The sequence below is a fragment of the Cryobacterium sp. PH31-L1 genome (assembly GCF_030063145.1).
Classification (GTDB): Bacteria; Actinomycetota; Actinomycetes; order Actinomycetales; family Microbacteriaceae; genus Cryobacterium.
This window is the reverse complement of the sequence record NZ_JASISM010000015.1, coordinates 1-19,139: the sequence shown is the minus strand read 5'-3', so window position 1 is coordinate 19,139 and position 19,139 is coordinate 1. Positions and strand designations below refer to the sequence as shown.

General features: G+C 66.4%; 17 protein-coding genes. All 17 read left to right on the top strand.

The genetic code is table 11. The features are described from left to right. Window positions 1-1,494: 1,494 nt before the first annotated feature. The 17 genes from QMF22_RS16970 to QMF22_RS16890 all read left to right on the top strand — a co-directional run bounded on the left by QMF22_RS16970 (window position 1,495) and on the right by QMF22_RS16890 (window position 18,818). Complete coding sequence (locus QMF22_RS16970; protein WP_349357111.1) at window positions 1,495-2,607, top strand: hypothetical protein; 1,113 nt, start codon at window positions 1,495-1,497, stop codon at window positions 2,605-2,607. Further along, a complete protein-coding gene (locus tag QMF22_RS16965; RefSeq protein ID WP_283455818.1) occupies window positions 2,585-3,613 on the top strand; it encodes an HAD-IIA family hydrolase in 1,029 nt (342 codons plus the stop codon). The genes QMF22_RS16970 and QMF22_RS16965 overlap by 23 nt, the downstream gene beginning before the upstream one ends. A 9-nt stretch (window positions 3,614-3,622) precedes the next feature. Next, complete coding sequence (locus QMF22_RS16960; protein ID WP_283455815.1) at window positions 3,623-3,778, top strand: hypothetical protein; 156 nt, start codon at window positions 3,623-3,625, stop codon at window positions 3,776-3,778. 116 nt (window positions 3,779-3,894) lie between these two features. Beyond that, window positions 3,895-4,695 carry a TlyA family RNA methyltransferase gene (locus QMF22_RS16955; RefSeq protein ID WP_283455825.1) on the top strand — a complete coding sequence of 267 codons (801 nt, stop codon included), beginning with the start codon at window positions 3,895-3,897 and terminating at the stop codon, window positions 4,693-4,695. A 4-nt stretch (window positions 4,696-4,699) separates the two neighbouring features. Then, entirely contained in the window at window positions 4,700-5,620 is a 921-nt protein-coding gene (locus QMF22_RS16950; protein WP_283455813.1) for an NAD kinase, read from the top strand. Then, window positions 5,617-7,311: a DNA repair protein RecN gene (gene recN, locus QMF22_RS16945; protein WP_283455812.1), complete on the top strand. Its 1,695-nt coding sequence runs from the start codon at window positions 5,617-5,619 to the stop codon at window positions 7,309-7,311. The genes QMF22_RS16950 and recN overlap by 4 nt, the downstream gene beginning before the upstream one ends. After that, on the top strand, window positions 7,308-9,041 hold the full coding sequence (gene pyrG / locus QMF22_RS16940) for a CTP synthase (protein WP_502846976.1): 1,734 nt from the start codon (window positions 7,308-7,310) through the stop codon (window positions 9,039-9,041). Before recN ends, pyrG begins: the two co-directional genes overlap by 4 nt. Then, window positions 9,034-9,678 carry an NUDIX domain-containing protein gene (locus QMF22_RS16935; protein ID WP_283455807.1) on the top strand — a complete coding sequence of 215 codons (645 nt, stop codon included), beginning with the start codon at window positions 9,034-9,036 and terminating at the stop codon, window positions 9,676-9,678. Before pyrG ends, QMF22_RS16935 begins: the two co-directional genes overlap by 8 nt. A 2-nt stretch (window positions 9,679-9,680) precedes the next feature. Then, on the top strand, window positions 9,681-10,613 hold the full coding sequence (gene xerD / locus QMF22_RS16930; RefSeq protein WP_283455805.1) for a site-specific tyrosine recombinase XerD: 933 nt from the start codon (window positions 9,681-9,683) through the stop codon (window positions 10,611-10,613). Window positions 10,614-10,755: 142 nt separating this feature from the next. After that, entirely contained in the window at window positions 10,756-11,595 is an 840-nt protein-coding gene (locus tag QMF22_RS16925) for a ParA family protein (protein ID WP_283455822.1), read from the top strand. Then, window positions 11,579-12,403: a segregation and condensation protein A gene (locus tag QMF22_RS16920; protein ID WP_283455802.1), complete on the top strand. Its 825-nt coding sequence runs from the start codon at window positions 11,579-11,581 to the stop codon at window positions 12,401-12,403. Before QMF22_RS16925 ends, QMF22_RS16920 begins: the two co-directional genes overlap by 17 nt. Beyond that, window positions 12,393-13,046, top strand: coding sequence for an SMC-Scp complex subunit ScpB (gene scpB / locus QMF22_RS16915; protein ID WP_283455800.1), 654 nt, complete (start codon window positions 12,393-12,395; stop codon window positions 13,044-13,046). Before QMF22_RS16920 ends, scpB begins: the two co-directional genes overlap by 11 nt. A 68-nt stretch (window positions 13,047-13,114) precedes the next feature. Further along, a complete protein-coding gene (locus tag QMF22_RS16910) occupies window positions 13,115-13,864 on the top strand; it encodes a pseudouridine synthase (protein ID WP_283455820.1) in 750 nt (249 codons plus the stop codon). A gap of 12 nt (window positions 13,865-13,876) precedes the next feature. Continuing rightward, window positions 13,877-14,959, top strand: a complete 1,083-nt coding sequence (locus tag QMF22_RS16905) for a prephenate dehydrogenase (RefSeq protein ID WP_283455798.1) — start codon at window positions 13,877-13,879, stop codon at window positions 14,957-14,959. A 5-nt stretch (window positions 14,960-14,964) separates the two neighbouring features. Next, the gene (cmk, locus tag QMF22_RS16900) at window positions 14,965-15,657 is read left to right on the top strand and encodes a (d)CMP kinase (protein ID WP_283455795.1); all 693 of its coding nucleotides are present in this window, start codon (window positions 14,965-14,967) and stop codon (window positions 15,655-15,657) included. Further along, window positions 15,650-17,164, top strand: coding sequence for a ribosome biogenesis GTPase Der (der, locus tag QMF22_RS16895; RefSeq protein ID WP_283455793.1), 1,515 nt, complete (start codon window positions 15,650-15,652; stop codon window positions 17,162-17,164). The genes cmk and der overlap by 8 nt, the downstream gene beginning before the upstream one ends. A 307-nt stretch (window positions 17,165-17,471) precedes the next feature. Next, window positions 17,472-18,818: a right-handed parallel beta-helix repeat-containing protein gene (locus tag QMF22_RS16890; protein ID WP_283455791.1), complete on the top strand. Its 1,347-nt coding sequence runs from the start codon at window positions 17,472-17,474 to the stop codon at window positions 18,816-18,818. Window positions 18,819-19,139 lie beyond the last annotated feature (321 nt).

Here is a 19,139-nt window from a genome sequence, read left to right as displayed (position 1 = left end):
TTCCTGCGTTAACGGCCACCCACGGGTGGCCCTGTTGTCGTTAACCCGCTCTCCTCCGACCGCGTTCAGTCGCGTGCTCAAGACCCTGGCCTTACGCCTGCGGAGCGACGGGACACTCGCTCCTCAGGTCAAACAATGACCCTTTCCCGGGAGACACCCGCGAAGAACGTGCGGATGCCTCCCGGAAAAGGGCCATAACTCGGCACCTGCGCGAATATCCCGACACCCCCCCCCAACCTGAACGCTTCGCCTGCTGCGATGTGCTTCAACGGCGGTAAGAGCGAGTTTCTGGTTGGTGAACCATCTGTACGGGTATCTAGCGGGTTCTCAGCGCGAATTTGCGCTAGGGATTAGGCTAAGTAGGTCTGTCGAAATGCCGGACTAATTACACAGGAGATACAAGTGAGCCCTTCAGGACCCCGCGACGGCGATTCCCGTAACAACGGTCAGGATGACCGTCGTTCGAACCAGAGCGGCCGCCCCTCGAACGGGCGACCTTCCGGCGGCCGTGATGGTGCCAAGCCGCCGTACCGCGGCAACTCGGACCGCCCGCAACAAGGTGGCGAACGGCCTCCGTATCGCGGCAACTCCGATCGGCCCGCTTATGGCGGCAATGACCGGGCTCCGTACCGTGGCAATTCGGATCGTCCGGCTCAGGGCGAGCGCGCTCCGTACCGCGGGAATTCTGACCGTCCGTCGCAGGGCGAGCGTCCTCCGTATCGTGGTAATTCTGACCGTCCTTCCGGCGGTAACGACCGGGCGCCTTACCGGGGTAACTCTGACCGTCCGTCGCAGGGCGAGCGTCCTCCGTACCGTGGTAATTCTGATCGTCCGGCTCAGGGCGAGCGTCCTCCGTATCGGGGTAACTCGGATCGCCCTACCGGCGGCAACGACCGGGCGGCTTACCGGGGTAACGCGGACAGCTCTCCGCAGGGCGAGCGTCCTCCGTATCGTGGCAATTCTGACCGCCCCTCCGGTGGCAATGACCGCGCCCCGTATCGGGGCAATTCTGACCGCCCCTCGCAGGGCGAGCGTCCTCCGTACCGTGGCAACTCGGACCGCCCTTCCGGCGGCAATGACCGCGCCCCGTATCGGGGTAATTCTGATCGTCCGGCGCAAGGCGAACGCGCGCCGTACCGGGGCAACTCTGACCGAGCCTCCGGCGGCAGCGACCGTGCTCCGTACCGGGGTAATTCTGATCGTCCGGCGCAAGGCGAGCGGCCTCCGTACCGGGGTAACTCGGATCGTCCGTCTCAGGGCGAGCGTCCTCCGTATCGCGGTAACTCTGACCGTCCGGCGCAGAGCGGGGACCGCAAGCCGTGGGCCAAGGACGGCGTACGGCCCGAGCGTAACGATGGGCCCAGCAGCGACCGGCCGCGCAGCGATCGGCCCAGCAACGACCGTCCGCGCGGCGACAACGACAGCAAGCCGTGGACCCAGCGCGGCGGTTCACCAAACCGGGCCGGTGCCCCACGCGTCGACGCCGGCAAGAAATTGTGGACCCGTGACGGCGCCCCGGCCCGTAACGACCGTGACGCCCGCGTCGTCGAAGAGGAGATGACCGAAGAGCAGCGCATGCAGCGCGAGCTGCGTTCGGTGCGTCCTCGCCACGACGACCCTGAGCTTCCGGACGACATCACGGCCAACGACCTCGACCGCATTGCGCGCAACGAGCTGAAGACCCTGACCAAGGAGAACGCCGAGACCGTCGGCCGCCACCTCGCGATGGCGGCCCGCGTCATCGACGAGAACCCGCAGCTCGCCCACCAGCACGTTATGAGCGCCGCCCGCCGGGCCGGCCGCATTGGAGTTGTGCGGGAGAGCCTCGCGATCACCGCGTATGCCACCGGCGACTTCGCCCTGGCCCTGCGCGAACTGCGCACCTACCGCCGCATTTCCGGCTCGAACGACCAGCTGCCCCTCATGGTCGACAGCGAACGTGGCGTTGGCCGTCCCGACCGAGCCCTCGAGCTTGGTCGCTCGGTTGACCGCAGTACGCTGTCGCCGTCCGTACAGGTTGGTCTGGCCATCGCCATGTCGGGGGCACGCCTCGACCTCGGTGAAACGGATGCCGCGCTCGTTGAGCTCGAAATTCCCCAGCTCAACCCCAACACGGCCTTTTCCTACAGCCCCGAACTGTTCGCCGCCTACGCAGAGGTTCTGACCGAACTCGGCCGCGAGGACGAAGCCGACGAGTGGCTCGAACGGGCATCTCGCGCTGATGCCGCGCTTGGAGCCTCCGGTGACGATGACGAAACCATCGAAATCGAAGAGATGGAAGAGGACGACGATGACGCTCTCGCCGCCGAAGCGGCTGACGCTGGCGACGATTATGACGATGACGACGAATCGGTCGACGCCGGCGAGGCTGCTCGCGCAGTTGCCGCGGCCGGCCTCGGCGATGTTCCGGCTGGTGCCGTTGACCTTGCGCCTGCCGCTGAAATTGTCGACGCCGACGACATCGTGACCGAAGGGGCTGATACCGCCGAGGTCGACGAGGCAGTAAACGAGGCCGCGGACGACCAGGCGAACGCCGAGGACGAGGCCGCGGTATCCGTGTCGCAGGATGAAGAGACGGAGCCGGATGCTGCATCGCCGAAAGCCTGAGTCGGCGACGCCGCTCGATGGCGTTGACGTGCTGCTGGCCGATCTTGACGGTGTGGTTTATGCGGGACCGGCGGCGATTCCGTTCGCCGTCGAGAGCCTGAATCGCGCCGCCGAGACGATGCGCGTTGGCTACATCACCAACAACGCGTCGCGTACCGACCAATCGGTTGCCGACCACCTCACTCAGCTCGGGCTGAGCGTGGCCGCAGCGGATGTCGTCACCTCTCCGCAGGCTGCCGTGCGGCTTCTTGCTGAACAGGTCGCACCCGGCTCGCGCATCCTCGTGGTGGGTGGCGACGGCCTGGTCGATGAGGTGGTCAAGGGCGGTTTCGTCGTGACGCGCTCGGCCGACGATAAACCGGCCGCCGTCATCCAGGGTTTCTCACCCGACGTCGGTTGGGTGCACCTGGCCGAAGCGGCGTTCGCCTTGAATGCCGACGGCGTGGGCACCGGAATTCCGTGGATCGCGACCAACACCGACTGGACCATTCCGGTGGCCCGCGGCATTGCTCCGGGCAACGGAACGCTTGTTTCCGCCGTGCACACGGCAGTGGGCCGGCTGCCGCTCGTGGCAGGCAAACCCGAAGCGGCCATCTTTCTGGAGGCGACTCGGCGGTTCAACGCGCAGAACGCGCTGTTCATCGGCGACCGGCTCGACACCGACATTCTCGGTGCCAACCGGGCCGGAATTCCCGCCGTACTCGTGCTCACCGGCATCGACCGGGCCAAACAAGCCCTCGCCGCCGACCAAAAGTCACGGCCGGCGTTCATCATCGAAAACCTGCAGCAACTGCACGAGCCGTACCCGGAGACGGCGTTCTCCAAGGACGGTTCGACCGCGACGGTGAACGGGGCGAGCGTGCGGGTGCATGGCAATGACGTACAGATTCTCAAGGCCGGCGACGGCGGGGTGAACCTGCTGCGCGCCGCCTGCGCCGCAATCTACCAATCCGGGCGGGCGATTTACGGCCTCAACGTTCCGGAGCGACTGTATCTCGAGCAGTAGCCTAGAGCTGTGAACCCCGAACCAGAATCAGTCGATCTCGCCGGGCACCTCGCCGACATCGAGACCCAGCCGCTCGAAGCGCGCGCTGAGGCGTTCGGGCGGCTGCACGAGCAGCTGCGCGAACAACTCGAGAACGCCGACACCGAACAGGCGGGCGAGGCGTGACCGACGCCTCCGTGCCGAATTTCCGCCGAAACCATGAAACAGACCCATTTATGCCCGAGCACATGAACGACACTGACCCGACCGATACCGACCCCCTTGACGGCCCGCCAGAACGGATGCCCGCCTCCCGCCTCGACTCCGCCCTCGCCGATCGTGGCCTGGTTCGGTCACGAACGGTCGCTGCCAAACTCATCGCCGACGGCCTCGTCACGGTCAACGGAGTGCCGGTCGTGAAGGCCAGCACCAGAGTAGAGGCGGACGCCGTTCTCGAGGTGGCCGCGACCGACCACTATGTCAGCCGTGGAGCCCACAAGCTCAACGCCGCGCTCGACGCCTTCAACCTCGACGTCACCGGACGCACGGCTCTCGATGCCGGCGCCAGCACCGGCGGGTTCAGCCAGGTGCTGCTCGAGCGTGGCGCAGCGCAGGTCATCGCGGCTGATGTCGGCCACGGCCAGCTGGCAGCGCAACTGAAGTCCGAGGCGCGGCTGTTGCTGGTCGAGGGGTACAACATCCGCTATGCGACCCCGGAAACGCTCGCCGGGGCGTCCGGAATCGCGACCCGCCCAGACCTCGTCGTGGCCGACCTGTCGTTCATCTCGCTCACCACCGTGTTGCCGGCCCTCGTGGCCACAGCCGCACCCGGCGCCGACTTCGTGCTGTTGATCAAACCACAGTTCGAGGTGGGGCGCGGCGGCATCCGTGAGGGCATCGTGCACGACAAGGGCCTGCGCAGCGACTCGGTGGCCGGCGTACTCTGGGCCGGCTGGGACCTGGGCCTGAAAACCTGCGGCGTCATCGCGTCACCCATCATTGGGGCGGCCGGAAATCACGAGTACCTATGCTGGATGAGCGCCACCGCCGGCACAAATCCGACAGAATGGATGGACCGGGTCGATTCCGTGGTGGGAGCGTGACGAATTGAGCGACACCCCGCGGTACTTTCTGATCGTGGCGCACACCGGCCGGGCCGACTCGCTCGAGGCCGCCGCGACGGTGTGCGAGCAGCTCATCGCTGCCGGTGCCGTGCCCGTGCTCGCGTTCGATGAGCGGGCCGACCTGCTCGCTTCATCGCCCGAACTGGACGGCCACATCGCCATCCTCGGCGACACGGTGTCAACGGCCGAACTTGAGCTGGTGATCGTGCTCGGCGGCGACGGCACCATCCTGCGTTCGGCCGAACTCGTGCGCGGCTGCTCGGCCCCGCTGCTCGGAATCAACCTTGGCCACGTGGGTTTTCTCGCCGAGAGCGAGCGTGACGACCTCGGTGAGGCAGTGCGGCGTGCCCTCAAGGGCGACTACGAGGTCGAAGAACGCCTCGCCCTCTCGGTGCGGGTCAAGGTGGCCGACGAGGTCGTCTATGAAACCTGGGCGCTCAACGAGGTCACCGTCGAAAAAGCCAGCCGTGAACGCATGATCGAGGTCGTCGTCGAGGTTGACGGTCGCCCGCTGTCGTCGTTCGGCTGCGACGGCGTCGTGCTGTCGACCCCGACCGGCTCGACCGCCTACTCGTTCTCGGCCGGCGGCCCGATCGTCTGGCCCGGCGTCGAAGCGCTGCTCTTGGTTCCGCTCAGCGCCCATGCCCTGTTCGCGCGACCGCTTGTGGTCGGCCCGGAGTCGTCACTCGCCGTGGAAGTGCTCTCCCGCACCGGCGCCCGCGCGGTGCTGTGCGCCGACGGACGCCGCACCCAGGACCTCCCGACCGGCGCCCGCGTGATCGTGCGGCGCTCCAGCGTTCCGGTGCGCCTGGCCCGCCTGCACATCGGCCCATTCACGGACCGCCTGGTCAATAAGTTCAACCTGCCGGTCACCGGCTGGCGCGGCCCGGTCGGCCGCGAGTGATCGACGAGCTGTTCATCCGCGACCTCGGCGTCATCGCCGAGGCCACGCTGCCGCTCGGCCCCGGTTTCACCGCCGTCACCGGTGAAACCGGCGCCGGCAAGACCATGGTGGTCACCGCCCTCGGGCTGCTGCTCGGCGATCGAGCGGATGCCGGCACCGTTCGGCAGGGCCAGCCCCAAAGTTTCGTGCAGGGCCGCTGGGTCATCGACCCGGCCAGCGCCGTGGCCGACCGGGTGCGCGACGCCGGGGGAGACCTCGACGGGCCGGAACTCATCCTCGGACGTTCGGTCTCGAGCGAAGGGCGCAGTCGTGCGATGGTCGGCGGCCGTGGCGCCCCGGCGAGCGTACTCGGTGACCTGCGCAACGACCTCGTCGTGGTGCACGGCCAGAGCGATCAGGTGCGCCTGCGCTCCGCCGCCGCCCAGCGCGACGCCCTCGACCGCTTCGCCGGGCCCGATCTCGCCGCCGTTCTCGGCGACTACCAGCACGCCTTCCACCGCTGGCAGGCCAACCAACAGGATCTCGACCGGCTGGTCACGGAGCGCGACCTGCGTGCTCGCGAGGCCGACGACCTGCGCGCTGCACTGGCCGAGATCGAAACGGTCGCCCCGCAGCGGGGCGAGGACGCCGAGCTGGCCGAACGTGCTGAACGCCTCGGCAATCTCGAAGAGCTGCGCCTGGCCGGCGAGCAGGCCCGTCAACTCATCTCCGCCGAAGACAACCCCGACGACCTGCCCGACGTCGTGGCCCTGCTCGAAGCAGCCAGACGCGCCCTCGACCGGGTCGCGCCGCACGACGTCGCCCTGCCGTCGTTGGTCGCGGCGATTGCCAACGTCGGTTTCGTCGTCGCCGACATCGCCGCCGAACTGGCCAGCTATCTGGACGGCCTCGACGCCGACGGTGCCCGCGAACTGGAAATCGTGCAGGAACGCCGCGCCGAACTGGGAATCCTCGCCCGCAAGTACCCCGGCGGTCTCGAGGAAGCCATCGAATTTCTGGACACCGGCAGCACCCGGCTGCTCGAGCTGGACTCCGACTCCGAGAGAATCGACCAGCTCAGCGCCGAAGCGGATGCCGACCACACGCTGGTCACCGATCTCGCCGCCGCCCTCACCGCGTTGCGCCTGGCGGCAGCCGTGCAGCTCGGCGCCCGGGTGACCACGGAACTCGGCGCGCTGGCGATGCCGGACGCCGTGCTGCTCGCGGAGGTGGAACCCGGCCCCGAGTTCACGGTCACCGGCAGCGATCTCGTACGCCTGCTGCTGCAGCCGCACGCGGGCGCCGAACCCCGGGCGTTGGCGCGCGGGGCATCCGGTGGCGAATTGTCTCGGGTCATGCTCGCCATCGAGGTCGTCATCAACGCGACCGACCCGGTGCCCACCTTCGTCTTTGACGAGATCGATGCCGGCGTGGGCGGGGCCGCAGCCATTGAAATTGGACGCCGACTAGCCCGACTGGCCGAAACCGCCCAGGTGATCGTGGTCACCCACCTCGCCCAGGTGGCCGCGTTCGCTGGTAACCATCTCAGTGTGGTCAAGGACAGCGACGGATCCGTCACAGCCTCGAGCGTGCGCCAGCTGAGTGGCGACGACCGGGCCGCCGAAATGGCGCGCCTGCTTTCGGGGCTGCCCGACTCCAAGAGTGGTCTCGAACATGCCCGCGAATTGCTCGACCTCGCGAAGCCAAAATGATCGGCGAAATTCAGGTGATAGCATTGAAGCCCGTGGTGGAAAATATACTTACGGACAGATCAGACGGCACGACCAAGCACATCTTCGTGACCGGGGGTGTGGTCTCCTCGCTCGGTAAGGGCTTGACGGCGGCCAGCCTCGGAAACCTTCTCACCGCGCGCGGCCTGCGGGTCGTCATGCAGAAGCTCGACCCCTATCTCAACGTCGACCCGGGAACGATGAACCCGTTCCAGCACGGCGAGGTCTTCGTGACCGACGACGGGGCAGAGACCGATCTCGACATCGGCCACTACGAACGTTTTCTCGACATCAACCTCGGTCAATCGGCCAACGTGACTACCGGGCAGATCTACTCCCAGGTCATCGCCAAAGAACGCCGCGGCGAATATCTCGGCGACACCGTGCAGGTCATCCCGCACATCACCGACGAGATCAAGCGTCGCATGCGCCTGCAGGCCAGTGACGATGTGCGCCCCGACGTGATCATCACCGAGGTCGGCGGCACCGTCGGCGACATCGAAAGCCAGCCGTTCCTCGAGGCCGCCCGCCAAGTGCGCCACGAACTCGGCCGCGGCAACGTCTTCTTCGTGCACGTTTCGCTCGTGCCGTTCCTCGGCGCGGCCGGCGAGCAGAAGACCAAGCCCACTCAGCACTCCGTCGCGACGCTCCGCTCGATCGGTATTCAGCCCGACGCCCTCGTACTGCGCAGCGACCGCCCGGTCTCCGAGTCGAACAAGCGCAAGATCGCACTCATGTGCGACGTCGACGAAGACGCCGTCGTCAATGCCGTCGACGTTGCGTCGATTTATGAAATCCCGACCATGCTGCACGACCAGGGTCTCGACAAGTACATCGTCAACGCCCTCGGCCTCGTGGCGGACGTCGTCGACTGGTCCGGCTGGGAAAACCTGCTCGAAGCCGTACGCCACCCCAACCACGAGGTCACGATCGGTCTGGTCGGCAAATACATCGACCTTCCGGATGCCTACCTCTCGGTTACCGAGGCGCTGCGAGCTGGCGGATTCGCCAACCAGGCCAAGGTCAAGATCGTCTGGATCGGCTCCGACGATTGCGAAACCGACGAGGGAGCTGCCCGCTTGCTCGGCGAACTCGACGGCATCTGCGTGCCGGGTGGCTTCGGAATCCGCGGCATCGAGGGCAAGCTCGGCGCCCTTAAATTCGCCCGCGAAAACGGAATTCCCGTGCTCGGACTGTGCCTCGGCCTGCAGTGCATGGTCATCGAATACGCCCGCAACAAGGCCAACCTGCCCGGGGCATCCTCGAGCGAGTTCGACCCGGAAACGGAGTTTCCGGTCATCGCGACCATGGAAGAGCAGGTCGAGATCATCGCCGGCGGCGACCTCGGCGGCACCATGCGCCTCGGCCTCTACCCGGCCACCCTCGCCGAGGGGTCCCTCGTCGCCGAACTGTACGGCGCGAACGAAGCATCCGAACGTCACCGTCACCGCTACGAGGTCAACAACGCCTTCCGCGACCAGATCGCCCTGGCCGGCCTGTGGTTCTCCGGAACCAGCCCCGACCGGCACCTGGTCGAATACGTCGAGCTCAAGCGCGAAGAACACCCGTTCTACGTCGGTACGCAGGCCCACCCGGAGCTACGGTCACGGCCGAACCATGCGCATCCGCTGTTTCGCGGCCTGATCAAGGCCGCACTCGACCGCCAGCAGGCCAGCCGCTTGTTCGAGGTGAAAGAAGAACTCAGTGCCTGACCTTCAGGATGACGTAGCTCCGGTCGCCGTGACCGCGAGCGACATCGTCTATGACGGCGCCATCTGGAACGTGCGCCGCGACAGCTTCGACTACAACGGCGCAAGCATCACCCGTGAGTACCTCGACCACCCCGGCGCGGTCGCCGTACTCGCCCTCGACGAGCAGGACCGGGTGCTGCTGATCAAGCAGTACCGGCACCCGACCGGCCTGCGCGGCTGGGAACTGCCGGCCGGACTCCTCGACGTGAGTGGCGAGAACGCCGTCGTCGGCGCGAAGCGCGAGCTGGCTGAAGAAGCGGATGTCGTCGCCTCCGACTGGGCGCTGCTCACCGAGTTCTACACCTCGCCCGGCGGTAGCAACGAAGCCATTCGGGTGTACCTCGCCCGCGGGGTGTCATCGCTTCCGGCTTTCGCGCGCACCGACGAGGAAGCCGATATCGAACTGTGCTGGGTTCCGCTCGACGAGTGCGTCGACGCCGTGCTGGCGCGGCGCATCTCCAACCCGATCCTGATCGTGGCCGTTCTGGCCGCCCAGGCGGCCCGTTCACGCGGGTGGAGCACGCTTGCGGCGGCTGACCTGCCGTGGCCGCGGCATCCGCTCAGCCTGCATTCGCCCAGCAGTCACACCACCGCCTGAACATGTCGATCGCCACGGCGGTAGATGGGTATCTGCGGCACGTGGCGGTCGAGCGTGGTCTCGCCGCGAACACCGTCGCCGCGTACCGCCGTGATCTCGGGCTGTACACGGCCTGGCTCGGGGCAGATTCGGCTGAGGGTCCGCCGCGGCCGATCACCGACCTGCGCGACGTCACCCGGCAGCACATCTCGGCCTTCGTGCAGTACCTCGGACTTCGCCCGGAATCGCCGCTGACGGCGGCTTCCATCGCCCGCGTTCTCTCGACCGTGCGCGGATTCCACCGGTTTCTGCAGGGTGAGGGCCTCGTTGAAACGGACGTTGCGCACGACACCAAACCCCCCAAACTAGCCCTGCGCCTGCCCAAGGCGATCTCGATCGACCAGGTGACGGCGCTGCTCGCGGCCACCGACGGTGACGATGTGCAGCGACTGCGCGACAAGGCCCTGCTCGAACTGCTCTACGCCACCGGCGCCCGGGTGAGCGAGGTCGTCGACCTCAACGTCGACGACGTGCTCGTGGAGGAGTTCGACTCGGTGCGCCTCACCGGCAAGGGCGACAAACAGCGCATCGTGCCGGTCGGCAGTTTCGCGCGCGCCGCAGTCTCCGACTACCTGGTGCGAGCCCGGCCGATGCTGTCCGCCCGCGGACGCTCGACGCCGGCCCTGTTCCTCGGGCTGCGCGGGCAACGCGTGAGCCGGCAGAACGCCTGGCTGATCATTCGTGCTGCCGCCGAGCGTGCCGGGCTCACCGTGCCCGTCTCACCGCACACCCTGCGCCACTCCTTTGCGACACACCTGCTCGCCGGCGGCGCTGACGTGCGGGTGGTGCAGGAACTCCTCGGCCACTCCTCGGTCGCCACGACCCAGATCTACACGCTCGTGACGGTGGACACCCTGCGCGACATGTACACCACCGCCCACCCCCGAGCTCGCTGATCAGGGGGCACAGCGGCGATCCTTGCGGCGACGGGCCATTCCACTCGCTACAATCGACCAAGTGATGGGTGCAGGACAAATCAAGGACGGGCCAGTGACGCGTAAGTTGAGCGAGCGAATTTCGCTACCCGGTTTCGACGACATGCCGGTTGGTCCGACCGGACGCGAAAAACACGAGTTCGCCGAGCCGGAGCCACTGAAAAGCCACGGTCCGGCCCGCATCATCTCCCTCTGCAACCAGAAGGGTGGCGTCGGCAAGACCACGACGACCATCAACCTCGGTGCCGCCCTGGCCAGCTACGGCCGCCGCGTGCTCGCCGTCGACTTCGACCCGCAGGGTGCCCTCTCGGCCGGCCTCGGCGTGCCGACCCACGACGTCACCACCATTTACGATCTGCTGCTGAACGGCAAGGTCGACCCGAAAGACGCGATCCAGCCGACCTCGGTCGAGGGACTCGACGTCATCCCGGCCAACATCGACCTGTCCGCCGCCGAGGTGCACCTGGTCAACGAGGTCGCCCGCGAGCAGATTCTGGCCCGCGTGCTGCGCAAGGTCTCCGCCGACTACGACGTCATCCTGATTGACTGCCAGCCCTCGCTTGGCATCCTCACCGTGAACGCGCTCACCGCGAGCCACGGCGTGCTGATTCCGCTCGAGTGCGAATTCTTCGCCCTGCGCGGCGTCGCCCTGCTCATCGAAACCATCGACAAGGTGCGCGACCGACTCAACCCGGCCATCGAACTCGACGGTATTCTCGCCACCATGTACGACTCCCGCACCCTGCACTCCCGGGAGGTGCTCGAGCGCGTCGTCGACGCCTTCGGCCACAGCGTGCTCGAAACCGTCATCGGCCGCACCGTGAAATTTCCCGATGCGAGCGTCGCCGGGGTACCCATCACCGACTTCGCGCCCGAGCACGCGGCCGCCAAGGCCTACCTGCAGGTGGCCCGCGAACTGATCCACCGTGGCGCAGTCGCCTAGCGCGGCCGAGAAGCCCGCGTTTTCGGTCGCCCTTGGCAACTTCGAGGGCCCGTTCGACCTGCTGTTGAAACTGATCACCCGGCACGAACTCGACATCACCGAGGTCTCGCTCAGCCAGGTCACCGACGAGTTCATCTCCTACCTGCGCGGCCTCGACGCTGCCGAAGAACTCGACCAGGCCACCGAGTTTCTCGTCGTCGCCGCCACACTGCTCGACCTCAAGGTGGCCGGACTGCTGCCGCAGGGTGAACTCGTCGACGCCGAAGATGTTGCCCTGCTCGAAGCCCGCGACGTGTTGTTCGCCCGCCTGCTGCAATACCGTGCCTTCAAGGAAGCCGCCGGCTGGTTCACCGGCCAGCTCGACGTGGAGACTCGCCGGCACGTGCGGTCGGTGCGGCTCGAGGAGAAGTACCGTCAGAAGACCCCCGAGCTGGTCTGGACGCTTTCGCTCGCCGATTTCGCCGCCCTGGCTGCCATGGCCCTCGCACCGCGCGAGCTGCCCGTTGTGGGCGTCGACCATCTGCACGCGCCGCTGGTCAGCATCCGCGAGCAGGCCGCCTACGTCGTCGCCATGCTGCAGCCGGGGGAGCCGATCTCGTTCCGGCAGCTCATCGCCGGCGCCGACCTGAAGGGCGTCATCATTGCCCGCTTTCTCGCCGTGCTCGAGCTTTACCGCCATGGAGCGCTCTCCTTCGACCAGATTGAGCCCCTCGGCGAGCTCACCCTGCGCTGGAACGCCGAGTCCCTCACCGGGCGCGAGTGGTCCGACGAGAACCTGGCATCGTTAGGGGCCGACTATGACAACTGATTTTCGACTTACGGAAAACCCGACCACCGGCACGCGGTCCCGCACCCCGCAAACGAATGCCGCAGCATCCGTTTCGCAGGAAGTCCTCGACCGACAGCTCGAAGCCGTGTTCATGGTCGCCGACGAGCCGCAGGGCCTCGTGCACCTCGCGACCGCCGTTGGACGGCCGGTCGCGGAGGTGGCGGCATCTGTTGCACGTCTCGTCGCCGATTTCGACGGGCTCAGCAGCCCCGACGGTACGAAAGCTGTGCGGCGCGGCTTCGAACTGCGCGAGGTCGCCGGCGGCTGGCGCATCTACGTGCGAGCAACGCACGATGAGCTCGTGACCGAATTAGTACTCACCCAGAATCCCAGTCGGCTCAGCCAGGCGGCCCTGGAAACCCTCGCCGTGATCGCCTACAAACAGCCGATCAGCCGCGGCCAGGTCGCCAGCATTCGCGCCGTCAACGTCGACTCCGTCGTGCGCACCCTGCTCGGTCGCGGTCTCGTCACCGAGGCCTTCACCGACAGCGAAACCGGCGCGATCAACTACGCCACCACAGACTTGCTGCTCACCCAGCTCGGAATCAACTCGCTCGACGAGTTACCCCACCTTTCGCCGTTGCTCGACGGCGGCACCGACGGATTCGAGGATCTACTTTGACCGACAACACCCCCCAGGACCAGGCGCCACGCGACCCCAACTTCAACCCGGAGGCCGCAGCGGACGGCGTGCGCCTGCAGAAGGTGCTCGCCTCAGCCGGCGTAGCCAGCCGCCGGGTCTCCGAAGACCTCATCACCTCCGGCCGAGTGCGGGTGAACGGCAAGGTCGTCACCGAGCTCGGCCGCCGGGTACACCCCGAAAGCGACCAGGTTGCCGTCGACAACGTGGCCGTTCAGCTCGACACCACCCGCCGCTACCTCATGCTCAACAAGCCGGTCGGCGTGGTTTCCTCGATGCAGGACGAGAGCGGACGCCCCGACCTTCGCGAATTCACCGACCAGTTCGACGAACGCCTCTTCAATGTGGGCCGTCTCGACGCCCAGACCAGCGGCCTGCTGATTCTAACGAACGACGGTGACCTCGCCCACGTTCTCGCCCACCCCTCCTTCGGCGTCTCGAAGACCTACATCGCCAAGGTCGAGGGCCGCGTCTCGCCGCAGACTATCGGAGCGCTGCAGAGCGGCATCGAACTCGACGACGGCCCCATTCACGCCGACAAGGCACGCATCCTCACGAGCCCTCCCGGCGGCGGCTACAGCATGGTCGAGCTCACCCTGCACTCGGGCCGCAACCGCATCGTGCGACGGATGCTCGACGCCGTCGGTCACCCCGTGGTCGACCTGGTGCGCCGCCAATTCGGGCCCCTGAATCTCGGAACCCTGCAGCAGGGCGCCGTGCGCGAACTCACCCGTGAAGAACTCGGCCAGCTGCTCACCGTCTCCCGCCAAGCGCCGAGCGCGCGTCCCGAAGCTAACTGAGGACTGACGCATATGGGGGAAAGCCGCCTCGTCGGCCCGGTGCGTATCGTCGGCGTCGGCCTGCTCGGAACCAGCATCGGCCTCGGTCTGCGCAACCGCAAGATTGAGACGATCCTCGCCGACGCGTCACCGACCAACCTGCGCATCGCGATCGACTATGGTGCCGGCCGCGCCGCGAAAGACGGCGACCTGCCGCAGCTGATCGTGGTCTGCGTGCCGCCCGACGTGACCGCAGAGATCGTCGCCCGCGAACTCGAGGCGTACCCGGGAGCGATCGTGACTGATGTCGCGAGCGTCAAGCTGGCCCCGCTCGCCGAGCTGCGCGAGCGCGGAGCCGATATCAGTCGCTACATCGGGTCGCATCCGCTTGCCGGTCGGGAGAAGGGCGGACCGCTGTCCGGCCGCGCCGACCTGTTCATCGGCCGCCCCTGGGTGGTCGCCGCGCACGACGCGATCAGCTACCAGCAGGCGGGCGCGATCGACGACCTCATTCTCGACCTCGGCGCCATCCTGGTCGAGATGACGCCGGAAGAGCACGACCTCGGCGTTGCCCTGGTCTCGCACGTGCCGCAGGTCATCTCCACGCTGATGGCCCGCCGCCTCACCGGGGCCGCACACTCCTCCCTCAACCTGGCCGGCCAGGGCCTTCGCGACGTGACCCGCGTCGCGGCGAGCGACCCCGACCTATGGGTGCAGATTCTCGGCGCCAACGCCGGCCCGGTGCGCGACGTGCTCCTGGCCTACCGCGACGACCTCGACCGGTTCATCGAGGCCCTCGAAGATCCGGCCGCGCAGGGTTCGCAACGCAAGGTCGCCGAGGAACTCGCCGGCGGCAACGCGGGAGTGGCCCGCCTGCCCGGCAAACACGGCCAGGACCGTCGGTTCTCGTCGATGGTCGTCATGGTCAACGACCAGCCCGGCCAGATCGCCCGGCTGCTCAACGACATCGGTGAGCTCGGCGTCAACCTTGAAGACTTACGCTTGGAACACTCGCCGGGTGCCCAGATCGGTCTCGCCGAAATCTCCGTATTACCCGAGGCCGTCATTCGCCTCACCGAAGAGCTGGCCGCCCGCGGCTGGCGGATTGCTGGTTGACTTTCATGGCCCGTCATACCCTCCCCACCCTCGTCGCCATCGATGGGCCGGCCGGCAGCGGCAAGTCGAGCGTGAGCCGTGCCGCCGCACGTCGCCTCGGTTTCGCCTACCTCGACACCGGCGCCGCCTACCGTGCGCTGGCCTGGCTGGCGCTTGACCGCAACACCGATAAGACCCAAGCGGATGCCGTCACCGCGCTGCTCAAAGACTTCGACTATTCAATCGGTACCGATCCGGACGAATATTACGTCACGGTGGGGCAGACCGACGTGACCGACGCCATCCGCTCACCGGAAGTCAGTGCCGCGGTTAGCGCTGTAGCCCGCGTTCCCGCGGTGCGTGAGGCGCTCACCGAGCTGTTCCGCAGCCTCGCCGCCAACGTGGATCGGCCCGGCGTCGTGGTCGAAGGACGCGACATCACGACCATCGTCGCCCCCGAGGCCGAGGTGCGCATTCTACTCACGGCCTCCGAGGAGGCTAGAATGGCTAGACGCTCTGCGGAAATAACGACCCAATCGGCCCAAACCGTGGCAGAACAGCTGCGATCACGCGATCGCGCTGACTCACAGGTTGTCGATTTCATGAGCGCTGCAGACGGTGTGATAACCGTCGACTCCACCCATCTCGACTTCGAGCAGACCATTGAAGCGGTCATCGACGTCTACCACACATGCACGAAGCGGGCTTTGAATGAGTAACGAATACGACGACGACACGAGCTCAGCGCTCGATACCGAGCTGGCGGAACGACTCGCCAACCTCGATGAGGAATTGGCCACCCGGCGTTCCGCCGCGCTGCGCACGGACCTCGACAACTACGACCTCGACGAGGAAGACCTCGACGTACTTCAGGCCGTCACCGACGACCCCGACGCCATCCAGTACCTGCCCGCCGTTCCGGTGGTCGCCATCGTCGGTCGCCCGAACGTCGGTAAGTCGGCGCTGGTCAACCGCATTCTCGGCCGCCGTGAGGCCGTCGTCGAAGACACCCCCGGTGTGACGCGCGACCGCGTCGCCTACAAGGGCGACTGGAACGAACGCAAGTTCAGCCTCGTCGACACCGGCGGCTGGGAACCCGACGCCAAGGGCATCGACGCTTCCGTCGCCGCCCAGGCCGAGATCGCCATCGATCTGTCCGACCTGGTCATGTTCGTCGTCGATTCCAACGTGGGCCCGACCTCGACCGACGAGGCCGTCGTGCGCATGCTGCGTAAGAGCGGCAAGCCTGTCTTCCTGGTCGCCAACAAGGTTGACGACGTGCGCCAGGAGCCCGAAGCGGCCAGCCTGTGGTCGCTCGGCCTCGGCCAGCCGTGGCCGGTTTCCGCCCTGCACGGTCGTGGTGTGGCCGACCTGCTCGATGCGATCCTGCTCGTGCTGCCCGAAATCTCCAACGTTGCCAAGCAGGAAGTCGGCGGGCCGCGCCGCGTCGCCATCCTCGGCCGCCCGAACGTGGGCAAGTCCAGCCTGCTCAACAAGGTTGTGGGGGAGGAGCGCGTTGTCGTCAACGAGCTCGCCGGCACGACCCGCGACCCGGTCGACGAGCAGGTCGAACTCGGCGGCAAGGTCTGGCGTTTCGTCGACACCGCCGGCATCCGCCGTCGTGTGCACCTCTCGCAGGGCGCTGACTTCTACGCCTCACTGCGCACCAGCGCCGCCCTCGAAAAGGCCGAGGTCGCCGTTGTGCTGCTCGACGTGACCGAGGTCATCAGCGAGCAGGACATCCGCGTCATCGACCTCGTCATCGAGTCGGGCCGCGCCCTTGTGCTCGCCTTCAACAAGTGGGACCAGATCGACGACGACCGTCGCCGCTACCTTGAGCGTGAGATCGAGCAGGACCTGGCCCACGTGGCCTGGGCCCCGCGCGTGAACATCTCGGCCAAGACCGGTCGCCACATGGAGAAACTGGTTCCGGCCCTCGAGCTCGCGCTCGAGTCGTGGGACACCCGCATCGCCACCGGCAAGTTCAACGCCTTCCTGGCCGAGCTCGCCGCGGCCCACCCGCACCCCGTGCGCAGCGGCAAGCAGCCGCGCATCCTGTTCGGCACTCAGGCGTCCAGCCGCCCGCCGACCTTCGTCGTGTTCACCACCGGCTTCCTAGACCCTGGCTACCGTCGCTACATCCAGCGTCGGCTGCGCGAGATCTACGGCTTCGAGGGAAGCCCGATCAACCTCAGCATGCGGGTGCGCGAGAAGCGCAAACGCTAAATTCGCAGACTCCAAGCGGCCGGTCCTGTTAGCGCAGGTCCGGCCGCTTTTTTGGGCGCCGAACTCCCGTCGCGCCAGCCAAGATGAGGCCACTCGATTTGCATGCACACCCTAAGTGGGCAATGCTCATAAAGTACACTGAGGCCCTCTACGGCTGATCACCCGCACGTTCCCGGACTTGTGCGCGACAAAGAATATACGTAACTAACTAATGGCATTGAGAAATACCCGCACGTCCATCTCTAAACACAACTCAAGCACAACCACTCGGCCTGTCACCGACGTCCGCCCACGCCGGAACCCACGATTGGTCATTCTGGCCGCAGCCGCGGTGTCGACCGTCGCCCTTTCTGGCCTCACCGCTGTTCCGGCCTTTGCCGGGAGCGCAAGCGGCAGCGCCGACACGACGAGCACCTCGATCGAGATCCCGGCTGGCCGGAGCGTCACCGCTCAGCTGGGCACAGTGCCCTCCGGCCTGAAATCCGTCGATGTGAAGTTCTTCACGTCCGGGGTCACGGCCAGAAGTCAGGTGAAAATTGCTGTCGGCCCAGAGGACACCCAAACGTATTCGTTCACGGCGCCGGTGGGTACCAGTAGAACCAAAACCGTCACGATTCCCGTGACGACGCAGACAAACGGCGCTGTAACTCTGTCCAGTAGCGTCGCCGACGTCAGGTTGAACCTCGAACTGGCCGGTTTTGAACGCGGCGCAACGGAGCCCAGTCCCGAGCCGACTCCGGCACCGTCACCGTCACCCGAGCCGACTACGGCTCCGTCACCCGAGCCGACTCCGGCTCCGTCACCCGAACCGACTCCGACTCCGACTCCGACTCCGACACCGGCTCCGACACCGTCACCCGAGCCGACTCCGACACCGGGTGGCATGCCTGGTGCCTCCAACACGGGTGTTCCGTCCGGAACCACACTGACCGTTCACCATGGCGACATCAATGTCACGACGGCCGGCACAGTTCTCGACGGCCTTGACATTCGTGGCCTGGTCAAGATCAGCGCGGCCAACGTCACCATCAGGAATTCCATCATTCGTGGTCGCACCATGAACGGCCCGGGCGCCCTGATCAACAACCTCGGCGGCTTCAGAAACCTCGTCGTGACCGACACCGAGCTCTCCCCGAGCACCGCATCGCCCGATGCCAATGGAATCTATGGCTATAACTACACGGCAACGCGCTTGAACATCAACAACGTCATTGATGGCATTCACATCACGGGAAGCAATGTGAGCCTGCAGGACTCCTGGATCCACGACCACATGCACTACCGCAATGACCCGAATCAGGGCGGTTCGCCCAGTCACGACGACTCCATCCAGGTTCAGTCTGGCAATAACATCACGGTCACCGGCAACCGCCTGACCGACTCGCACAGCGCTGCCGTGCAAATCACCCAGGACCGCGGAAAGGTATCCGACTTCACCTTCGCGGACAACTTCGCCAATGGCGGGGCCTGCACCGTGAACATTGCCGAGAAGTCATACGGTCCCATCCAGGGTGCGGCGATCACCGGCAATACCTTCGGGCGCGACTCGCGCCTGGCCAACTGCGCCGTGATCGCACCGACCACGACAAAGATTGACTTTGCCGACAACTACTACGCTCCCGATGGCGCCCTCGTCACCATCAGGAAGGGTTAGGCTCCAACCCCTGCCGCGAACTGTCGACGCGCGACTCGCGCCCTTCATGTCCGCTGATCGAGCAGAAAGTTTCATCGTGCTTTCCTGAAATCTGCACAAAACGCGAAATTCGTTGAGCGGATGCGGTCGGGCCTGTTATCGCAGGTCCGGCCGCTTTTTTGTGCCCGTTTCCGGGTTTTCGTCTACCATCCCCACCGACGCCGCCTCGGTGCAGGTCATGTTCGACACCACCGCCGCCGCCCGCACCGACATCAAAGTGCTCGTCGGCCCGGAAAACACCCAGCGCTACTACTTCACCGCCCCCACCGGCGACGGCCCCGA